At 35.4% G+C, this 19,125-nt stretch carries 17 protein-coding genes and 1 other annotated feature; of the genes, 4 read left to right on the top strand and 13 right to left on the bottom strand.

Going from position 1 to position 19,125, the window contains the following annotated elements; genetic code table 11:
• Nucleotides 1-36: 36 nt before the first annotated feature.
• From NSQ40_RS25650 to NSQ40_RS25660, 3 genes are all read right to left on the bottom strand, one after another.
• Nucleotides 37-1,218, bottom strand: a complete 1,182-nt coding sequence (locus tag NSQ40_RS25650; protein ID WP_033796559.1) for a NupC/NupG family nucleoside CNT transporter — start codon at nucleotides 1,216-1,218, stop codon at nucleotides 37-39.
• A 346-nt stretch (nucleotides 1,219-1,564) separates the two neighbouring features.
• Complete coding sequence (locus NSQ40_RS25655; RefSeq protein ID WP_033796558.1) at nucleotides 1,565-2,746, bottom strand: NupC/NupG family nucleoside CNT transporter; 1,182 nt, start codon at nucleotides 2,744-2,746, stop codon at nucleotides 1,565-1,567.
• Nucleotides 2,747-3,046: 300 nt separating this feature from the next.
• Complete coding sequence (locus NSQ40_RS25660; protein WP_003201744.1) at nucleotides 3,047-4,483, bottom strand: alanine/glycine:cation symporter family protein; 1,437 nt, start codon at nucleotides 4,481-4,483, stop codon at nucleotides 3,047-3,049.
• A gap of 324 nt (nucleotides 4,484-4,807) precedes the next feature.
• Between NSQ40_RS25660 and NSQ40_RS25665 the strand changes: the two genes are divergently transcribed.
• Entirely contained in the window at nucleotides 4,808-5,446 is a 639-nt protein-coding gene (locus NSQ40_RS25665) for an NAD(P)-dependent oxidoreductase (protein ID WP_258248356.1), read from the top strand.
• Between the two features lie 36 nt (nucleotides 5,447-5,482).
• Here the strand turns inward: NSQ40_RS25665 and NSQ40_RS25670 are convergent, their stop codons facing one another.
• The 4 genes from NSQ40_RS25670 to NSQ40_RS25685 all read right to left on the bottom strand — a co-directional run bounded on the left by NSQ40_RS25670 (nucleotide 5,483) and on the right by NSQ40_RS25685 (nucleotide 9,346).
• A complete protein-coding gene (locus NSQ40_RS25670) occupies nucleotides 5,483-6,385 on the bottom strand; it encodes a thioester domain-containing protein (RefSeq protein ID WP_003202008.1) in 903 nt (300 codons plus the stop codon).
• Nucleotides 6,386-6,526: 141 nt separating this feature from the next.
• Nucleotides 6,527-7,087 carry a biotin transporter BioY gene (locus tag NSQ40_RS25675; protein ID WP_003209123.1) on the bottom strand — a complete coding sequence of 187 codons (561 nt, stop codon included), beginning with the start codon at nucleotides 7,085-7,087 and terminating at the stop codon, nucleotides 6,527-6,529.
• Between the two features lie 142 nt (nucleotides 7,088-7,229).
• Entirely contained in the window at nucleotides 7,230-8,072 is an 843-nt protein-coding gene (locus tag NSQ40_RS25680) for an aldo/keto reductase (protein ID WP_162617467.1), read from the bottom strand.
• Nucleotides 8,073-8,140: 68 nt separating this feature from the next.
• Nucleotides 8,141-9,346 (bottom strand): MFS transporter, encoded by a 1,206-nt coding sequence (locus NSQ40_RS25685; RefSeq protein WP_098159040.1) that lies wholly within the window; start codon nucleotides 9,344-9,346, stop codon nucleotides 8,141-8,143.
• Between the two features lie 319 nt (nucleotides 9,347-9,665).
• Between NSQ40_RS25685 and NSQ40_RS25690 the strand changes: the two genes are divergently transcribed.
• From NSQ40_RS25690 to NSQ40_RS25700, 3 genes are all read left to right on the top strand, one after another.
• Entirely contained in the window at nucleotides 9,666-10,016 is a 351-nt protein-coding gene (locus NSQ40_RS25690; RefSeq protein ID WP_003202000.1) for a winged helix-turn-helix transcriptional regulator, read from the top strand.
• A 461-nt stretch (nucleotides 10,017-10,477) separates the two neighbouring features.
• The gene (locus NSQ40_RS25695; RefSeq protein ID WP_003201998.1) at nucleotides 10,478-10,918 is read left to right on the top strand and encodes a DUF1641 domain-containing protein; all 441 of its coding nucleotides are present in this window, start codon (nucleotides 10,478-10,480) and stop codon (nucleotides 10,916-10,918) included.
• 44 nt (nucleotides 10,919-10,962) lie between these two features.
• Nucleotides 10,963-12,141, top strand: coding sequence for an NAD(P)/FAD-dependent oxidoreductase (locus NSQ40_RS25700; RefSeq protein ID WP_098159041.1), 1,179 nt, complete (start codon nucleotides 10,963-10,965; stop codon nucleotides 12,139-12,141).
• A gap of 323 nt (nucleotides 12,142-12,464) precedes the next feature.
• Here NSQ40_RS25700 and tyrS read toward each other — a convergent pair whose 3' ends face one another.
• The 6 genes from tyrS to NSQ40_RS25730 form a co-directional block, all read right to left on the bottom strand.
• Nucleotides 12,465-13,727 (bottom strand): tyrosine--tRNA ligase, encoded by a 1,263-nt coding sequence (gene tyrS / locus NSQ40_RS25705; RefSeq protein WP_098159042.1) that lies wholly within the window; start codon nucleotides 13,725-13,727, stop codon nucleotides 12,465-12,467.
• Nucleotides 13,728-13,797: 70 nt separating this feature from the next.
• Nucleotides 13,798-14,019 (bottom strand) — a binding site (T-box leader).
• 273 nt (nucleotides 14,020-14,292) lie between these two features.
• A complete protein-coding gene (gene murB / locus NSQ40_RS25710) occupies nucleotides 14,293-15,210 on the bottom strand; it encodes a UDP-N-acetylmuramate dehydrogenase (protein ID WP_003201991.1) in 918 nt (305 codons plus the stop codon).
• Nucleotides 15,211-15,684: 474 nt separating this feature from the next.
• Complete coding sequence (locus tag NSQ40_RS25715) at nucleotides 15,685-17,079, bottom strand: DUF4179 domain-containing protein (RefSeq protein WP_033796556.1); 1,395 nt, start codon at nucleotides 17,077-17,079, stop codon at nucleotides 15,685-15,687.
• Nucleotides 17,049-17,609, bottom strand: coding sequence for a sigma-70 family RNA polymerase sigma factor (locus tag NSQ40_RS25720; protein WP_018765075.1), 561 nt, complete (start codon nucleotides 17,607-17,609; stop codon nucleotides 17,049-17,051). The genes NSQ40_RS25715 and NSQ40_RS25720 overlap by 31 nt, the downstream gene beginning before the upstream one ends.
• A gap of 114 nt (nucleotides 17,610-17,723) precedes the next feature.
• Nucleotides 17,724-18,119, bottom strand: coding sequence for an SET domain-containing protein (locus NSQ40_RS25725; RefSeq protein ID WP_141521864.1), 396 nt, complete (start codon nucleotides 18,117-18,119; stop codon nucleotides 17,724-17,726).
• Between the two features lie 222 nt (nucleotides 18,120-18,341).
• Nucleotides 18,342-18,830 (bottom strand): YndM family protein, encoded by a 489-nt coding sequence (locus NSQ40_RS25730; RefSeq protein WP_003201983.1) that lies wholly within the window; start codon nucleotides 18,828-18,830, stop codon nucleotides 18,342-18,344.
• Nucleotides 18,831-19,125: the final 295 nt, after the last annotated feature.

Consider the following 19,125-nt stretch of genomic DNA (forward strand, 5'->3'; position numbering starts at 1 on the left):
AAAAAGCAATGAGCGCGCCCATTGCTTTCCTTATTTTTATAGCATAACCCCAACGATAACCGCTGATAATATACTTACTAACGTTGCACCATACACAAGCTTTAATCCGAAAGAAGATACAACGTTTGCTTGTTTTCCATCGATACTCTTCGTTGCACCTGCGATAATCCCAATAGATGAGAAGTTTGCAAATGATACAAGGAAGATTGATAAAATACCTACTGTACGAGCTGATAAATCGCCAGCTACTTTTCCTAAATCAAGCATCGCAACAAATTCGTTTGTTACTAATTTGGTTGCCATGATTTGTCCTGCTTGTAGCATCTCTGATGTTGGGATACCCATAACAAATGCTAATGGTGAGAACACATATCCTAAAATGCTTTGGAACGTAATGCCGAAAATAGAATCAAATACACCGTTAATTGCTGTAATTAATGCTACGAATCCAATTAACATTGCTGCTACTGTTACTGCAATAGAGAATCCAAGCATAATGTATTCGCCTAACATTTCGAAGAACGTTTGCTTCTTATCTTCTTGTAATTCTAAAATGTCTTCTTCTTCACTTACATCATAAGGGTTGATAATATGAATGATAATAAATCCACTAAATAAGTTTAAAACAAGTGCTGTTACTACATACTTGGGATCAAGCATTTTCATGTAAGAACCGACGATTGACATTGATACTGTTGACATAGAAGATGCACAAAGTGTATATAAACGATTTTTTGGCAGCTTGCTAAGTTGATCTTTTACTGTAATAAATACTTCCCCTTGACCAACAATTGCCGCTGCTACTGCATTATAAGATTCAAGCTTTCCTAAACCATTTACTTTACTTAATAAAAATCCAACTGCTTTAATAATGATTGGTAAAATTCTAAGATGTTGTAGTATCCCAATTAACACCGCTAGGAAAATAATTGGAAGTAATACTGAAAGGAAAAACGTAAATTCTCCTTTATTTACAAGTCCACCAAATACAAAATTAACGCCAGATTCCGCATATTTTAAAATGGCTCCAAAGCCATCTGAAATTCCTTTTACTAACACATACCCAATCTTTGTATTTAATAAGAAGTATGCCAATGCTAATTGAATAACAAGCATAATTGCAATTGGTTTATATTTAATTTTCTTCCGATCTGAACTTACAAGAAAACCTAGTACAAATACAGCAAGTAAACCGACTAGAAACATAACTAATTTCATATGTGAATCCTCCACTTTCCATGAGTTATTGGTTGTCCAACGAATGACGTCTGACCATTGATATTTAAAAAATTTAAACCTCTAAAATACTATTTACTTTAAACTGTAACCTAAAACCAGTAAGCGTTTACATAAATTATAATTTACAATTAGTAGTCTCTTCTTCCCTACTTGATTTAAAGTATGAAACTGATACCACCCACAAACAAATTGTAAGCGTTATCTAGAGGAAATGCAACATAATTTTTTCAATAAATGATCTGTTAATTTCTCCCTTACAAATCTCGCTAGAATTTATGCCTATGAAATAAAAAAGCAATGAGCTTCTGCTCACTGCTTTTTATTTCTATAACATCACACCAACGATAATCGCTGATAAAATACTTACTAACGTTGCACCATATACAAGCTTTAATCCGAATGAAGAAACAACATTTGATTGATTTTCATCGATCCCTTTCGTTGCCCCTGCAATAATTCCAATAGATGAGAAGTTTGCAAATGATACCAGGAATACAGAAAGGATACCAACTGTACGAGCTGATAATTCTCCTCCTACTTTTCCAAGGTCAAGCATCGCAACAAATTCATTTGATACTAATTTTGTTGCCATAATTTGTCCCGCTGTTACCATTTCTGATTGCGGGATACCCATTACAAATGCAAGTGGTGAGAAAATGTATCCTAATATTGCTTGGAATGTAATGCCGAAAATAGAATCGAACAAGCTATTAATTGCTGTAATTAACGCTACGAAACCAAGTAACATCGCTGCTACTGTAATCGCAATTGTAAATCCAAGCATAATATATTCGCCAAGCATTTCGAAAAATGATTGCTTTTGTTTATTTTCTAACTTAAGTGTGTCCTCTTCTTCCGTAATATCATACGGGTTAATAATATGAATGATAATAAAACCACTAAATAAATTTAATACAAGTGCTGTTACTACATATTTCGGATCAATCATTTTCATATATGATCCAACAATCGACATAGATACTGTCGACATAGAAGAAGCACAAAGTGTATATAAACGATGCTTCGGTATTTTGCTTAATTGATCTTTTACCGTAATAAATACTTCAGCCTGCCCGACGATTGCTGCCGCTACTGCATTATATGATTCTAGTTTCCCTAGACCATTTACTTTACTAAGTAGATAACCAACAGAACGAATAAATAACGGTAAAATTTTAAAGTGCTGCAGGATTCCAATTAATACGGCAAAGAACACGATTGGTAATAATGCTGTTAAGAAGAAGGAAATTTCCCCTTTATTAACAAGACCACCAAATACGAAAACGATTCCAGATTCTGCATATGTAAGTAATGCTCCAAATCCATCAGAAATTCCTTTTACTAAAATATAACCAATCTGTGTATTTAATAGGAAGTACGATAATGCTAACTGAATAACAAGCATAACCACAATTGGTTTATACTTAATCTTCTTTCGATCCGTACTTATAAGAAACCCGAGTATAAATACAACGAGTAATCCTACAAGAAACATAACAAATTTCATAGATAAAATCCTCCATTTAAACCTTATTCAACGCTATAGAAAATTATTTAACGTTGAACGTCTGACCATATAAAAAATAAATAATCCGAACTTTCACCTAACATATAAAAATATATATGCTATACCTCAAAACCCGTCTTACCTCTTACCTGGAAAGACCTTATACATTCTAACATAAATTTCAACTCACATCTTTATATTTCTAAAAAAATATAATAAACATAAAAACTCTATTAATGTTCGGTTTTTCCTACAAACCATAAAAAAAGGCATCAGATTCTCTCTGATGCCCTTTCCTTATTATACAGCTTTTTCTTCTTTTTCTTTTGTTACCATAGAATCTTCCCAGCATTCTGTGTTTTCCAAACCTGGAATAGAGCTTGCATGGAAGACTGGATCTTTCCCTTGTTTCTTTTGCTTTACATAGTCTGTCAACGCAGCATATGCAAATCGGCCAAGAAGTGTAATCGCAATTAAGTTTGTGATTACCATTAGACCCATAAATAAGTCTGCCATATTCCATACGACTTGAAGCGTCGCAACAGAACCGAATAACACCATTCCAACTACTGCAGCACGGTAAATCATTAACCATGTTTTACTTTTCTTAATGAATTCGATATTTGTTTCACCATAATAATAGTTTCCTAGAAGTGAACTGAACGCAAATAGGAAAATAATAATCGCTAAGAAGCTACTTGCCCATGGACCAATTTGTGAGCTTAGCGCCTTTTGTGTTAATTCAATTCCTTCTAAATTCGTTGCCTTATATGCTCCAGAGCATAGTACGATAAACGCTGTTGATGTACATACTAAAAATGTATCTACTAAAACTCCAATTGTTTGAATAAATCCTTGTTTAGCTGGATGCGTTACATCTGCTGTCGCAGCCGCATTCGGCGCACTACCCATACCTGCTTCGTTCGCAAATAATCCACGCTGAATACCATACTTCATCGCAGCCCCGATACCGCCACCTACAGCTGAATCTAAACCGAATGCACCTTTAAAGATTTCTGTGAAAACATCTGGTAGTAAATAGAAGTTTTTAATAACAACGAAAACAGCTACTGCTATATAAATAATTGCCATTGGTGGAACAATCATTTCTGACATACGTGCAATACTTTTAACGCCGCCAAAAATAATAACTGCGACTAATGCAGCTAATGCGATTCCTACAACATAACGCTCTAAACCGAATGCATTTTTAAATGCTAGCGTAACTGTATTTGCCTGTACTGAGTTGAAAATTAAACCGTAACTAATTGTAATCAGAATAGAAAACCAAATTCCCATCCAACGTTTATTTAAACCTTTTTCCATATAATAAGCAGGACCACCACGGAAGCCGCTGCCATCTTTTACTTTATAAATCTGTGCAAGTGTACTTTCTACAAAGCTTGAAGATGCCCCGATAATTGCAATTACCCACATCCAAAAGACTGCGCCGGGTCCTCCCATAGAAATAGCTAGTGCCACACCAGCCAAGTTCCCGATCCCAATGCGGGCTGCTGAACTCATACAGAAAGCTTGGAAAGAAGATACGCTGCCCTTTTTACGTGTCTTTCCAGTTAATCCATCACTCATTAATCGTACCATTTCGCCTAGATGGGTAATTTGTACGAATTTCAATTTAATAGAAAAATAAAGCCCTAAGCCTATTAACATTGCGATAAGAATATATGACCAAAGAATCGTATTCGTTGATGAAACGAACTGTTCTAAAATATTCATACGATTAGTCCCTCCCTTTTCTTCTCATAAATTGAATTATATTTAAAAAATATTCAAAAATCAACATTTTTCGACAGATTATCGCTTCCAAATGTTAGGTTTTATAACACAATCGTGTTACTTGTTAAGAAATATGACTTCTTATTTTTAGAAGCGCACATACTACTTGAAGAAATATTTTTTATAAACAAAGCGATTGACAAAAACCAACTCTGTAACTATAATAGTTACAACGAGTGGTATCAAACTTGCTTAACGACATCAATTCATTTTTGCACATACATTTTAGGCATTTATTCTATTAAACATTTGGAGGTATATATTATGAAAATCGGAATTATCGGAGCAAACGGAAAAGCTGGAAGTCGTATTATGAAAGAAGCACTTGATCGCGGTCATGAAGTTACTGCAATCGTAAGAAACGCTGCAAAAATCACAGAGAATAATGTAAAAGTTTTAGAAAAAGATGTTTTCGATCTTACTGCTAATGACCTACAAGCATTTGACATAATCGTGAATGCGTTTGGCGCTCCTGCTGGAAGTGAACATCTTCACGTAGATGCAGGGAACGTATTAATTGAGGCAATGAAAGGTGCACCTAATACGAAGTTACTTGTTGTCGGAGGCGCTGGAAGTTTATTTGTAGATGAGGCAAAAACAACACGTGTATTTGATACACCAGGTTTCCCTAAAGAATATCTTGCAACAGCTCAAAACCAAGGAAAAAACCTAGAAATTTTACAACAAACAAACGATATCACTTGGACATTCATTAGTCCTTCTGCTCTATTCGCATTAGGAAAACGTACTGGTTCTTACAAATCTGGTAAAGACCACCTTCTTGTTAACGAAAAAGGCGACAGCTATGTAAGTTACGAAGACTTCGCTGTAGCTGCACTTGATGAAATTGAAAATCCAAAACACGTGAACGAACGCTTTACAGTTGTATCAGAAGCTGAATAATAATATAAAAAAGCGCTGGCAAACGCCAGCGCTTTTTTATCGTTTATAAGGTTTATTCGGTTTCTGCGGAGCTTCAGTCTTTTTCCAGCTTACCGCTAAATCTGGGCTTGTTTTTTCTTCACTGCGCTCTAATAAAACTACCGCATCTTGAATTTTCGGTGTTCCCTTATGCGCGATACCTTGTAATTTTGTTAAAGTTCCTGATACTTTAAAGCTAAATTCACCAGATGGCGTCTGTTTTGGAATTAAAATACGGAACTTTTCCCCCACATTAAACTGTGTTTTTGTTTCGCCCTTTTCATTCACAAATTTAACTCCTGCAGGCGCACCAGTTGCTTGCACTTGGTACGTTCCACTTTTCGCATTTGTTTGCACCGTATATAAACCTGTTTCGAAGAACTCATCTTTTAATACTGCTTCTTGCTTTTCTGACGGCGTAACACTCATCGTAATTTCTTGTACTTCTTCACTGCTCTTTGCTTTCGCAACAATATCTTTCATTACTTTTTCTACATTTTTATTACGAAAATCTAAATCATTAATATCCACTTGTCCCAGCGCATTCCATACAGCGAGCTGCGTCGCATAATGCGCCTCTCTCCAATCAGAGACACCTAATTCTTGTGGACTCTTCTGTGGATATCCATTTAATAACACGCGGTACACCCCAATATCCACCTTACCTATTTCAGGTAAATCTTGACCGCTTGGTGATTTCAAATCTACATTCAAGCAGAATGCAATTTTCCCATCTGCTGTTTTAATAAGCTCTGTTCGGATTGGTTTCTTTTTTGATTTACTGTAGCTCCAATCCATTTGATACTTTGTATGATCCATGACTTCTGCCGATGCTTTTTGGAGTGGGAATAATAAATTCGCAAATACAAATAAAACACTCAAAAAAGCAACCAATAACTTATACGATTGTTTAATATTCATGTTCACAACCCCTTATAAAATAACAAATTTACTACTGTATAGTATCTAGTTAAAAAGTCTTTTTATACATTACTTTTCCCTTCTTAAGACGCTATAAAAAAACACGCGCAGAGATCATTCTACGCGTGTTTCTATTATCATTTAGTTTTCTTGCAATAATAATTTCGAACGCACTAACGCTCCTCTTACCTTAATCCCAACCCATGCAGCTAATGCAGCTTTTATTACACCTACAATAAGGAAGGGCACAAAACCACCCATGAAAGCCGCTTGCCATCCTAGCGATGCCACATACTTTAAGAATACAGTCCCAATTGTTAATGTCACAAACATTCCTAAAACATTTGCCATTAACGAATTCCAAAATGTAAGCTTTGTCTTCTCAGTTAACAAACCAATTAAAAAAGCAGTTGGAATGAAGGCTAATAGGAAGCCGCCTGTAGGACCAAATAAAACGGATAAACCGCCACTAAACCCAGCATAAACAGGAATTCCAGTTGCACCAATTAAAACATATAACAGTACAGATAAAGTGCCATAACGTGAACCTAAAATTGTAGCAGTAAGACCAATCGCTAATGTTTGTCCTGTTATCGGAACGAGCGGCAGAGGAATTGTAACTTGGGCCAAAATACCAATAATAGCAGCAAATAGTGCAGTAACAATTAACATGCGGAAATGATTTGTACGATGATTGTTCATATGTGCCTCCCTAGGAAAATTTCATATTATAAATTTAAGATATCCTATTTCATATACAGAGTAAATATTTGTTTGAATTTTTAGTTTTCTGCAATTAAAAAGAAGAGCACAAATTTTTTTGTGCCCCTCTCTTCTGTTCATTTTAGAAATCAAAGTTATCCGGATCTGGACCAACGCGATGATTCTGATTTAACGCATCAATTTGTTCCATATCTTCTTTTGTTAATTCAAAATTAAATATATCCGCATTTTGGATAATACGGTGTTCTTTTGTTGATTTCGGAATCGTTACAACTTCATTTTGTAAATCCCAGCGCAAGATAATTTGCGCAGTCGTTTTACCGTATTTATCTGCGATTTCTTGTAATGTTTCGTTATCTAATAACTGCCCTTGCATAAGAGGTGACCAAGCCTCCATTTGAATACCTTGTTCACGACAGAAGTCCCGCAATTCTTTTTGCGTTAAACGCGGATGATATTCTACTTGGTTAATCATCGGTTTCACTTCTGCATCTTCCATTACATCTTTCAAATGATGGATTTGGAAGTTACTCACGCCAATTGCACGTACGCGTCCTTCTTTATATAACTTTTCTAACGCTCTCCACGTATCTTTATATTTTCCTTCTACCGGCCAATGAACAAGATATAAATCTAAATACTCAAGCCCTAACTTTTGTAGACTTTCTTCATAAGCTGCTAACGTCTCTTCGTATCCTTGATCTTTGTTCCATACTTTTGAAGTGATGAATAAGTCTTCTCTTGAGATACCTGCTTCTTTAATACCTTCGCGAATTCCTTCTCCTACCGCTTTTTCATTGGCATAAATCGCCGCTGTATCAATGCTGCGATATCCTTGTTTAATCGCCATTTTTACTGCATTAACAAGTTCAGGTCCTTCCTCTACTTTAAATACACCTAAACCAAACCAAGGCATTTCCACGCCGTTATGCAACACTACACGATCTTGTAAATTCTTAATCATATTCTCTTTCTCTCCTATCATCTTTTCATTTGTATAATATGGTTCACTTATGAATACTAACTTTTTGCTTAATCTCGTTTTTCTAATCCCATACTCCATGCCGTTAATATGACTGCACCAACTACCATAATCGCGCCGACCCACGCTGTGTGAATTAACCCTAATGAATTCGTTACAATGCCACCAAGGTAAGCCCCAAGAGCAATCCCTGCATTAAAGGAGGCAATGTTAATTGCAGATGCAACATCTACAGCGCTCGGAACAAAGCGTTCAGCTAATATCACAACATATACTTGTAATCCTGGAACATTCATAAACGCGAATAATCCCATTAAAATAATCGTGATGAGCCCTGCTACCTTAAACGGCGCCGTAAATTTGAGTACGAATAGCACAATCGCTTGAATGAAAAACATATAGAATAATGCACGAATTGGATTATGGTTCGATAGTTTTCCACCAATCACATTTCCAATCGCAATTGCAATCCCATACACTAACAAAATGATTGTAACTGTACTTGCTTTAAACCCTGTCACCTCTTGTAATAATGGAGACAAGTACGTAAATGTTACAAATGTTCCGCCGTACCCTAATGCGGTAATTACGAAAACAAGTAATAGTCTTCCGTTTGTTATTAATTTAAATTGATCGCGAAATGATACAGACGTACCTTTTTTTAAACTAGATGGAATTAACAAACTGTTTGCGATAAGGGCAACAATTCCAATTGCTACGATAACCATGAACGAAGCTCTCCAGCCAAATTGTTGACCAATAAATGTTCCAATTGGTACACCTGTGATAGTTGCGACTGTTAAGCCTGTGAACATAAAAGCAATTGCACTAGCACGTTTATCTTCTGGTACAAGAGCTGCAGCGATTGTTGAACCTATCGACATAAATACCCCATGCGCAAATGCAGATACAACTCTCGCAACAAGCAGTACACCAAAGCCTGTTGCCACTCCTGCAATACCATTACCAATAATGAAAACAATCATAATCCACATTAATAACGTTTTCCGTGACATACTAGCTGTCAACGACGTTAATACAGGAGCGCCAAATGCTACTCCTAGTGCATATAAAGACACGGTTAAACCTGCTGTTGTAACTGAAACATGTAAATCGTTCGAAATAGATGGCAATAAACCGACGCTAATAAATTCAGTTGTACCAATTCCAAACGCACTAATCGCTAATGCTAATAAAGCAAACACACTTCTTCTATTTGTTTGAACATCTGAAGACGGTACTGTATATGAACTCAATCGAACTCCTCCTTAATATGAGAAATCCAATCATAATAGTATGATAAAAAGGCCCTTTTATCTTCTAATAAACACAGTTTTACTGCTCACAACTGCTATTATGAATGGTTTCATTCTTTTTCGAAAGAACGCACTTTAAAGTGCGATAGGTACCAAAAGGTAACATAGTTACTTTTTGGTACCGTACTACTCATTTACCTCTTACGTATGCTATTATGAAACATGTTCAACATGAAAAACAGTACGTACTTTAAAGTGCTATAGGCACTAAAAAGTAATATATGATTATATAAAAGTTCATTAAAGGTGGTTGTAATATATGAAGACATATAATATTCCTGTAGAAGCAACCTTAGAAGTAATCGGGGGAAAATGGAAAGTCGTCATCCTTTGTCACTTAACAAAAGGAACAAAACGAACAAGTGAATTAAAGCGTTTAATGCCTGGCATTACGCAAAAGATGCTCACACAGCAATTGCGTGAATTAGAAGAAGATGGGGTTATTCAAAGAAAGGTATATAATCAAGTACCACCAAAAGTTGAATACTCTCTTACCGACTACGGTCGGTCCTTAGAAGCGATTCTTGATTCCCTTTGCACTTGGGGGGAGTGCCATCTTGAAAAGAACGGGAATTCGTCCATGCTTATCCCGCAAACAGATCAATCTTAATCAGAAAAAAAGGAAAAAATGAACATTCATTTGCTCGTTTTTTCCTTTTTTTCTCTATAATTAAGTATATTTTAGGTAACAGTAAAATAAAATATATGCTTTTTTCCCTTGCTAATACTAAGTTATGGACTCAAAGTCAAATAATTAGGGATCATTTTTATGTTAACCTGGGTGTATATAGTATATAATATAAGATATATATTATATACACTTTCCGATAAAGGAAGTTTCCATTATACGGACAAGCCATGTATCGGACAGTCCATAAATAATAGGTAAGAAATTATGGTTTTGAATTTATGATTGTCTACTACTTGCAATCATAAGTTTAAAGGCATTTTATTGCGTTTTGTGAAGCTTTGTATAAAGTTTTGCAAATTTTTGCTAACGCTTACCTGTTACTTGGGAATGTTTTATTCCTAAAAAAATAAGAGTATTGCTATCGTAAAGGAGAATTGGAGATGCCAGAAACTATCACTCAAACAAAGCCTGAACAAGAATCTTTACAAATTTCTGCTAGCCAAGGACAACTTGATGTACTTGATCAATTGTTAAAACCTGAAGTACAAGAGTCATTAACTACACTAGTAGAACAGCTTCCAAAATTAACTGAGCTTGTTAACATTTTAACTAAGTCTTATGACTTCGCTCAAACTGTTGCTACTGACGAAGTATTAAAAAGCGACACTGTTGGCGCAATCCAAGAGATTGTAGAGCCTGTAAAAGATACAGTGAAAAGCATGGCAGCAACTGCTATCGAAGCAAAAGATCGTGCTGAAGAAAGCTCTGAAGTTATCGGTCTTTTCGGTCTGTTAAAATTACTAAAAGATCCACAAGCACAAAAAATGTTCCGTTTTATCAATGCTTATCTTCAAATTAGTGCAGAACGCAATAATAAATAATTTATCTTATAACAACAATTAGTAAAGACGGGAGATATCATACTATGTCAAAACAAATTGTCATCTTAGGCGCTGGTTATGGCGGACTTCTTGCCGCTTTAAATGTACGTAAATATTACAGCAAATCAGAAGCACAAGTTACAGTAATCAACCAATACCCAACACACCAAATCATTACAGAACTACACCGCCTAGCAGCAGGTAACGTTTCTGAACAAGCTATTGCAATGCCACTTACAAAACTTTTCAAAGGCAAAGACATCGATCTTAAAATTGCAACAGTTGAGTCATTCTCAGTAGACAAAAAAGAAATAAAACTAGCTGGTGGCACTACTTTATCTTACGATGCACTTGTAGTTGCTTTAGGAAGTAAAACTGCTTACTTCGGTATTCCAGGACTAGAAGAAAACAGCATGGTATTAAAATCTGCTGCTGATGCAAACAAAATCTACAAACATGTTGAAGAACGTATTCGTGAATACGCAAAAACAAAAAATGAAGCTGATGCTACAATCTTAATCGGTGGTGGCGGATTAACTGGCGTTGAGCTAGTTGGTGAGCTTGCTGACATTATGCCTAAACTTGCAAAAAGCCACGGCGTAAACCCTAAAGAAGTAAAATTACTTCTTGTTGAAGCAGGTCCAAAAATCCTTCCAGTATTACCAGACGATTTAATTGAACGTGCAACTACTAGCTTAGAAGCACGCGGCGTTAAATTCTTAACAGGTCTTCCTGTAACAAACGTTGCTGGCAATGAAATTGACTTAAAAGACGGTCAAAAAATCGTTGCAAACACATTCGTTTGGACAGGTGGCGTACAAGGTAACCCATTAATCGGTGAATCAGGTCTTGAAGTAAACCGTGGCCGTGCAACTGTTGATGCATACCTACAATCTACTTCTCACAAAGACGTATTCGTTGCTGGAGACAGCGCTGTTGTCTTCGGTCCAGAAGGTCGTCCATACCCACCAACTGCACAAATCGCTTGGCAAATGGGTGAGTTAATTGGATACAACTTATACGCAGCACTAGAAGGCAAAGCATTCGAAGAGTTCGCACCAGTAAACTCTGGAACACTTGCAAGTCTAGGTCGTAAAGATGCTGTTGCTACAATCGGAGCAAGCTCAACTCCACTTAAAGGCTTACCAGCATCATTAATGAAAGAAGCAAGTAACGTTCGTTACTTATCACATATTAAAGGATTATTCAGCTTAGCTTACTAATCTGATTACTAGCCCGAATCGTGATTCGGGCTTTTTTTTATTCTTAAAAAAACTTTCTTTTTTAGATAGAAGAGAGCATCCGCCCATGCATAGGAGCGGGCAGTTCCTTTTTTTTGCCCCATGCCATGTTTAAAACAAAGAGAAATGATGAGTGCAAGGCTCCTTTTGTTCTTCGTGGCAACGATTTATATATTATTCTTATTCGGCATGAAAACTAAATAAACCTCCATAACAATCTTAATATACTGACTTTTTATGACGAAATTGTGTACATAAAAGAGTAGAAATGAGGATATCTCCTCACTTCTACTCTATAACAAACTTTATTCTCCTAATTTCACCAAGCTGTAATTCTTTTTACCTTTACGGATAATAATAAATCTTCCATCGAATGAATTTTCTACTGTAACATGTGTATTCACATCAGTCACTTTTTCACCGTTCATAGAAATAGCTCCATTATTAATATCTTCTCTGGCTTGACGTCTAGAAGGTTCAATTCCTAAATCAACTAACCACTCAACGATATTTTTTGTTTCTTTTGAAGCATGGAAAGTCGGCATATCTTTAAATCCTTGTTCAATTTCATCCGCAGTTAATGATTTAATATCCCCACTAAATAATGCTTCTGTAATTTTTAGTGCTTGGGACAGTGCATGCTCACCATGAACAAATTTCGTCATTTCTTCTGCTAGCACTTTTTGCGCTTCACGCTTATGTGGCTCCGTTTGAACCTTTACTACTAATTCATCAATTCTATCCTTCGTTAAGAACGTAAAGTATTTCAAGTACTTAACTACATCACGGTCATCCGTATTCAACCAGAACTGGTAGAATTCAAATGGCGTTGTTTTTTCAGGATCTAACCAAACTGCTCCGCCTGCTGATTTACCAAATTTCGTACCGTCTGATTTTAATAATAATGGAATTGTTAATCCAAAAACTTTGGCTTCATGCCCTTCTAATTTACGAATTAAATCTAAACCACTTGTAATATTTCCCCACTGGTCACTACCACCAATTTGTAGTTGTACCCCTTCTTCTTTGTATAAGTGATGGAAATCCATTGCTTGTAATATTTGGTATGTGAATTCCGTAAATGAAATCCCTGTATCTAAACGGCTCGCTACTATATCTTTCGCTAACATACTATTTATACTAAAGTTTTTACCGTAGTCACGTAAAAACTCGATAATATTGATTTGATGCGTCCAGTCGTAGTTATTTACCATTTTCACTTCACTATTGCCGCCAAAATCAAATAGCTTTTGCATTTGTGCTGTTAATGCGTCAACATTATGCTGTACCTGTTCTAACGTCTGCAACTGACGCTCTGTTTGGCGTCCACTTGGATCCCCAATCGTCCCTGTTGCTCCCCCAATTAAAATCACTGGATGATGCCCAGCTAATTGAAACCGTTTCATCATCATAAACGGAATCAAATGTCCAATATGCATACTGTCACCTGTTGGATCTACACCACAGTACAAGGAAATCTTTTTCTCTTCTACTAATTCACGTAATCCGTCTGCATCTGTTTGTTGATTTATGGCATCGCGCCATTCTAATTCATCAATAATGTTCATGTCTTTCCATCCCCTTTAATATTTAAAATTCCAATTTAAAAAACAAAAAAGCCCCTATGTCTACATTAGACATAGGGACGATTATTAACCGTGTTACCACCCAGATTGCACAAATAGGAACAATTTCACTATCCATACCACTCTTAGCAATAGTATCGATTGCTACTCCGCTTAGCATTACCTAAGATACTCCAGAGTGTAATTCACAAGTTTGTTTGTGCTAGGTTCCATCAACCCCTAGCTTTCTCGATAACAGTGACAAACTGCTACTGGGCTCTTTCAACGTATTTGATATATTAAATTATAGCCATTATAGTGAATTAAAATTTTATTGTCAATTCTATAGAAAAATGTTTTGAAAATATTCACACTTTATTTTTGTTATACCACAAAAATAAAGTGAAGGATAAACCTATCCTTCACTAATTAAAATCCTATAAAGATCAAACGTTTGAAAGGGTTCCATACTCTATTTATTCCAGCTTTCATTGGAACCTTACATCCACAAATAATATTTCAATAACACTTTTATAACTTTTAAAATAAACACCTACTGCTTTAAAAATTATAATAAATCTTCTCCAATAATCCTTACTTCTCTTTCTAACGTAACACCACATTTCTCTTTAACTGTCTTTTGAACGAAATGAATTAAATCGATATAATCTTGCGCTGTTCCGTTATCAACATTCACCATAAAGCCAGCGTGCTTCGTTGACACTTCCACACCACCAATTCTCTTTCCCTGCAGCCCAGAATCTTGAATCAACTTACCAGCAAAGTTGTTCGGTGGACGCTTGAAAACACTACCGCATGAGGGATATTCTAATGGCTGTTTCGATTCTCTTTTATACGTTAAATCATCCATTTTTTCTTTAATCTCTTCATATACACCATTCTCAAGTTCAAATGTAGCTTCAAGTATGATGTAATGATTATTGGCAAATATACTTTTACGATATCCAAAATCAAAGTCGTCTTTTGAAAGAGTAATTAGCTCTCCCTCTTTTGTCATGACAACCGCTTTTGTTAATACATACGCTACCTCACCACCGTATGCACCTGCATTCATATATAAAGCCCCTCCAACAGACCCTGGTATACCACAAGCAAATTCAAGACCTGTTAAAGAATGCTTTAATGCTATTCTTGATATATCAATAATCGCTGCACCACTTTGTGCTACAATTGTCTGCTCGTTCACAGTAACATCCGTAATATGAGTCAAACTTAATGTAATTCCACGAATACCACCGTCTTTTATAATGACATTAGAGCCGTTTCCTAAAAACGTAATTGGAATGTTGTGTTTATTTGCATACTGTACAACTTGTTGAATTTCAGTATAGGTAGTAGGCTGTACAAACACATCTGCTTTTCCCCCTACTTTTATATGCGTATGATTCTTTAACATCTCATCTTGTTTTACATGTTCTTCCGGTAATACTGTACGTAAATATTTATATACTTCCTGCATATTCATTCTATGATTCCTCTATTTCTATTAATAATTAATGGCCTATCCTCTCGATAGTTCCAGCATTCTTAAAACTAGTTCTCTTATTCTCTTCCATTTCGCTTACAAGTTCATTCACTACACTACATGTAATGCCATGCTGAAAATAAGTAGATAATCGGCCACCACATAGATTACCTAAATAGTTTAGTAAGATAGCTTCCGTCTCTATCTTATCAAAAAATCGAGAAGAAAACTTTACCTTCAAAAATTTTCCGGTATAATCAAGTTTAAGATAGAAAAATTTAAAATCTAATCTCTTCCTTTACAAAACTCTATTATATCGCATGTCAATGCGAAAAAATATGTTTAAAGATGGAACTTTTCAAACTGATAAAAATGTCTATATTTTGTCATATCAAAAATAGACATTACAAAACTGTAAGGCTCTTGTAATATAAAAGGATGCCCCCTTATATGTTAAGGCCATCCTTTTTTCGATTATTTTAATTGAATTTTGACTGACGGTAATGGTTTTTCAGGATGATATGGTGACATCTCCACTTCTAATACATAATTCTTTAAACTAAAATTCTTCACACCATATTCGCCATCTAGCTGAAACGTTGCCTGGAATTGTAACTTCTCCTTATTCAATACCTTCACATCACTGCCCTTTACAACATGACCAATTGGTGCAAATTCCTTATCTACATATGAAGAATCCATTAAATTCATAACTTCCCCACAATTTATCAATTCATCCATAGATTTATGTTTTGTATCGACATTTTGAAGTGTATACTGTACGATTAATCGCTGTTTTTTATGTTGAATTTTATTCACGACAATCTTTAAATCACTACGAGTGCTTTGTATTTCAAATGGTGTCTTTTGATTTAAAGCCTGAATAGACGGCTTTTCAGATAATCTCACATTCGGATGTAGCGTAATAAATTCCGCTCCCTCTGGAATTTTCCCGAAAATAGATCGTTCATCAGATTCTATCTGATTTCCAACCTTTTCTCTTCCAAATTCAATACCCGACGTTTTAAAATCAATTTCATTCCCCTTATCATCAGTTACATTTCCAATTCTCGCTAAATCATTTTCTCCGGCAAGTGGATACATTGCTTTATAGTCGATAGCAACGGATCCTTTTCCCACTGTAATCTTTTCAAAGTTAAATGTATGTTCTTTATCTTCACTACTTACGGATTGCTGCGGGTTAATCATTTTATTTTCTAGTTGCTTTACTGGAATATCAAATTTCCAAATCCCTTTTGTGTCTCCGATAGACGTAATGGTAATTGGTAATGTAGTATTTTGGGGAAGCTCTTTTTCTGGATAATTAATATGAATATTTCCGAACCAACCGTCTTTTGTTATTTTGCCATCAAATGAAGCTGCACGCATCCATTTCTCGCTTCCATCAACAAGTTTAAAATCATAATAAAAGTCTCTGTCAGAATTATGCCTTATCTCTACTTCATCTGGGTTATCCACTTTAAATGTAATACCAATTCTACCACCATCATAATAAACACTATTCATTGTTACGCTAATCCCATTGCTCACCGCCTGCTGATTTAACTCTGTTACAAGCTTACTTGCCGACAGATTTTGACCAATTGTATCATGAAAATGCGAATAAATTTTCCCGATAATCGGAACTTCCGCCAAGACACGGCTCATTTGTGGAAACACAAATCCAGAGCCTAGTACACCTATACAGATTGAAGCGGCAGTTAACAAAGCGATTCTTCTTTTCTTATATGTTCTTTTAACAGGTTTTTCCGCCTTCGCTCTAGCAATCCCTTTTTGTATAGTCAAATTTAATTCTTTTTTTGGAACATCAATTTTATTTACCTCGTCATTAAACCACTGCTTATCCAATTCTCTTCACTCCCCCCTAATAAATTTTTTAACGCTTTTCTTGCCCGGTGCAAATATGTCTTTACTGTTCCCTCTGGTATATTCATTTGCCAAGCAATTTTATTGATTGAAAGATCATGATAATAATATAAAATGATTACTGTTTGATAATTTTCATCCAATTTTTGAATTGCTTCTTGTAAGTCGATATTTTGTTCAATTTGATGTAATTTATTTGGCATCTCGCCATATGTATCCGCTTCTCTTCCGTCCTCTATCTTCTTCACTTTTTTCTTTTCACTTAATAGCTGATAGGCATTGTGTATAAGAATACGTGTCAACCATGTCAAAAAATAGTTCGGTTTCTTTAATTGCTCTATGGATAAATACGCTTTATAAACTGTTTCTTGTACAATATCTAGTGCATCTTCTTTATTCTGTACATACAGATAAGCAGTCCGATACAATTGATCTTGATATAAACTAATAAGCTGTTCGAAAGCTGCATCGTCACCTTTTCTTGCCTTTTTGACTAATTTTATTTCATCCATCGTATCCCCTCCTTTCATTTATTAGATAGATAGAAGGGCAGTTTGGTTTCAAAAATTTATTTTTGTTCCATACAAAAGAGCACATCCAATCGAATGTGCTCTTTTTACACTTAATTATTTATCGTTTTCTTCTTTTTCCCTATCAAACCATAATAATTCATCATCATCAACATCACCATTATAGTTGATCAGAATTTCTTCTCCTGCTTTTATATCCTTGTAAGCAAAGAATTTAAACGTGTGATTCTCAAAAACGATATCATACGTCGCATTCGGCGTATAAGAATGATTAAATAACATACCGTAACCTAAAAGAATTGCCGTATGATTCACTCCATACTCAAATGCGTAATCAGCAAGTAATGTTTTCTCTATAAACTCATGCTGTTCATTCGGATAAGAGATAACGGGTGCTTCGTGTAGAAGTTCGCCCTTTTTTATATCACGCTTTGCGAATACTCCTCTATTAAATTCTCCATCGCTAAGTGCGGAAGTCTTGATTTCAATCATATTCTTCACCTATACATTTCTTTCTCTGAAGTATTTTGTCCCGCATTAACGGGCAGTAAGACCCCCACTAATGGAAGTTTCACTTTATCTCCTTAAGCTTGGCAGATAATGAGAAGAAAAGCAATTGGTTTTATTTTTCCTTTTTATATAAATGGGAGCTAATATTCCATTAATCCCTAGATCATATATAATTAAATGATAAAAAGTGACTAAAGCCACTTTTTATTTCCATTCATTATCTCGATCTTCTACCTTCTCAGATAAACGCTTTTTTTGTATTATAGCGTGATCTATATACTCCTCTGAGAATTCCGTAGCGTATCTCTTATGATAAGATACTCCTCGTAACTGGTCATCTTCATGTAGAACCAATCTCTTCATATAGATATGAAAAAGTATTTCTACTACACCAATAAGAAGAGCCGACCAAAATGAAGCTGCTGTAATGCCACGAGGCACATTAACATTTGTAAGAAAATAAGTTAATACCCAAATTCCTAAAAAACTTAAGCCAAAGTCAACAATTGTAGCAACCGTATTTCCATACTTAGGCAAAATAAACAAATCTCCAATTAGATAGGCTACTCCTGTAATTACTAACGAAATAAACAAAACCCTAGGAATAGAAACACCTTGAAAAATACTTAATATCATGAGTAACACAGCACTAATTGCAGTATATTTGATTAATAAAGCAACAATATGTTTCATTCGTGCTCCTCCATTTTCCAGCTTTCATTTAGAAATAAAATTTTCATTTTTATACCTTATATTAGATTGTGTTCGTACTGTAAAAACATACAGGAAATTATAAACAAAAAAAATGTTGGCGGAAGGTCACTCACTATTCCACCAACATTTTTTCATTTATCTCATACTATGTCATGCAATAAAGTGAAACTTTAATCAGTGGGGGTTTTCTCCATCCTCCACTGATTATTAGCCCTCACCAATCGGGCTTTTACGGACAGTTCATCTCCCACCTAACTTCTTTGCTTTCACTGAA

It is taken from the genome of Bacillus sp. FSL K6-6038 (assembly GCF_038050455.1).
GTDB lineage: Bacteria > Bacillota > Bacilli > Bacillales > Bacillaceae_G > Bacillus_A > Bacillus_A pseudomycoides.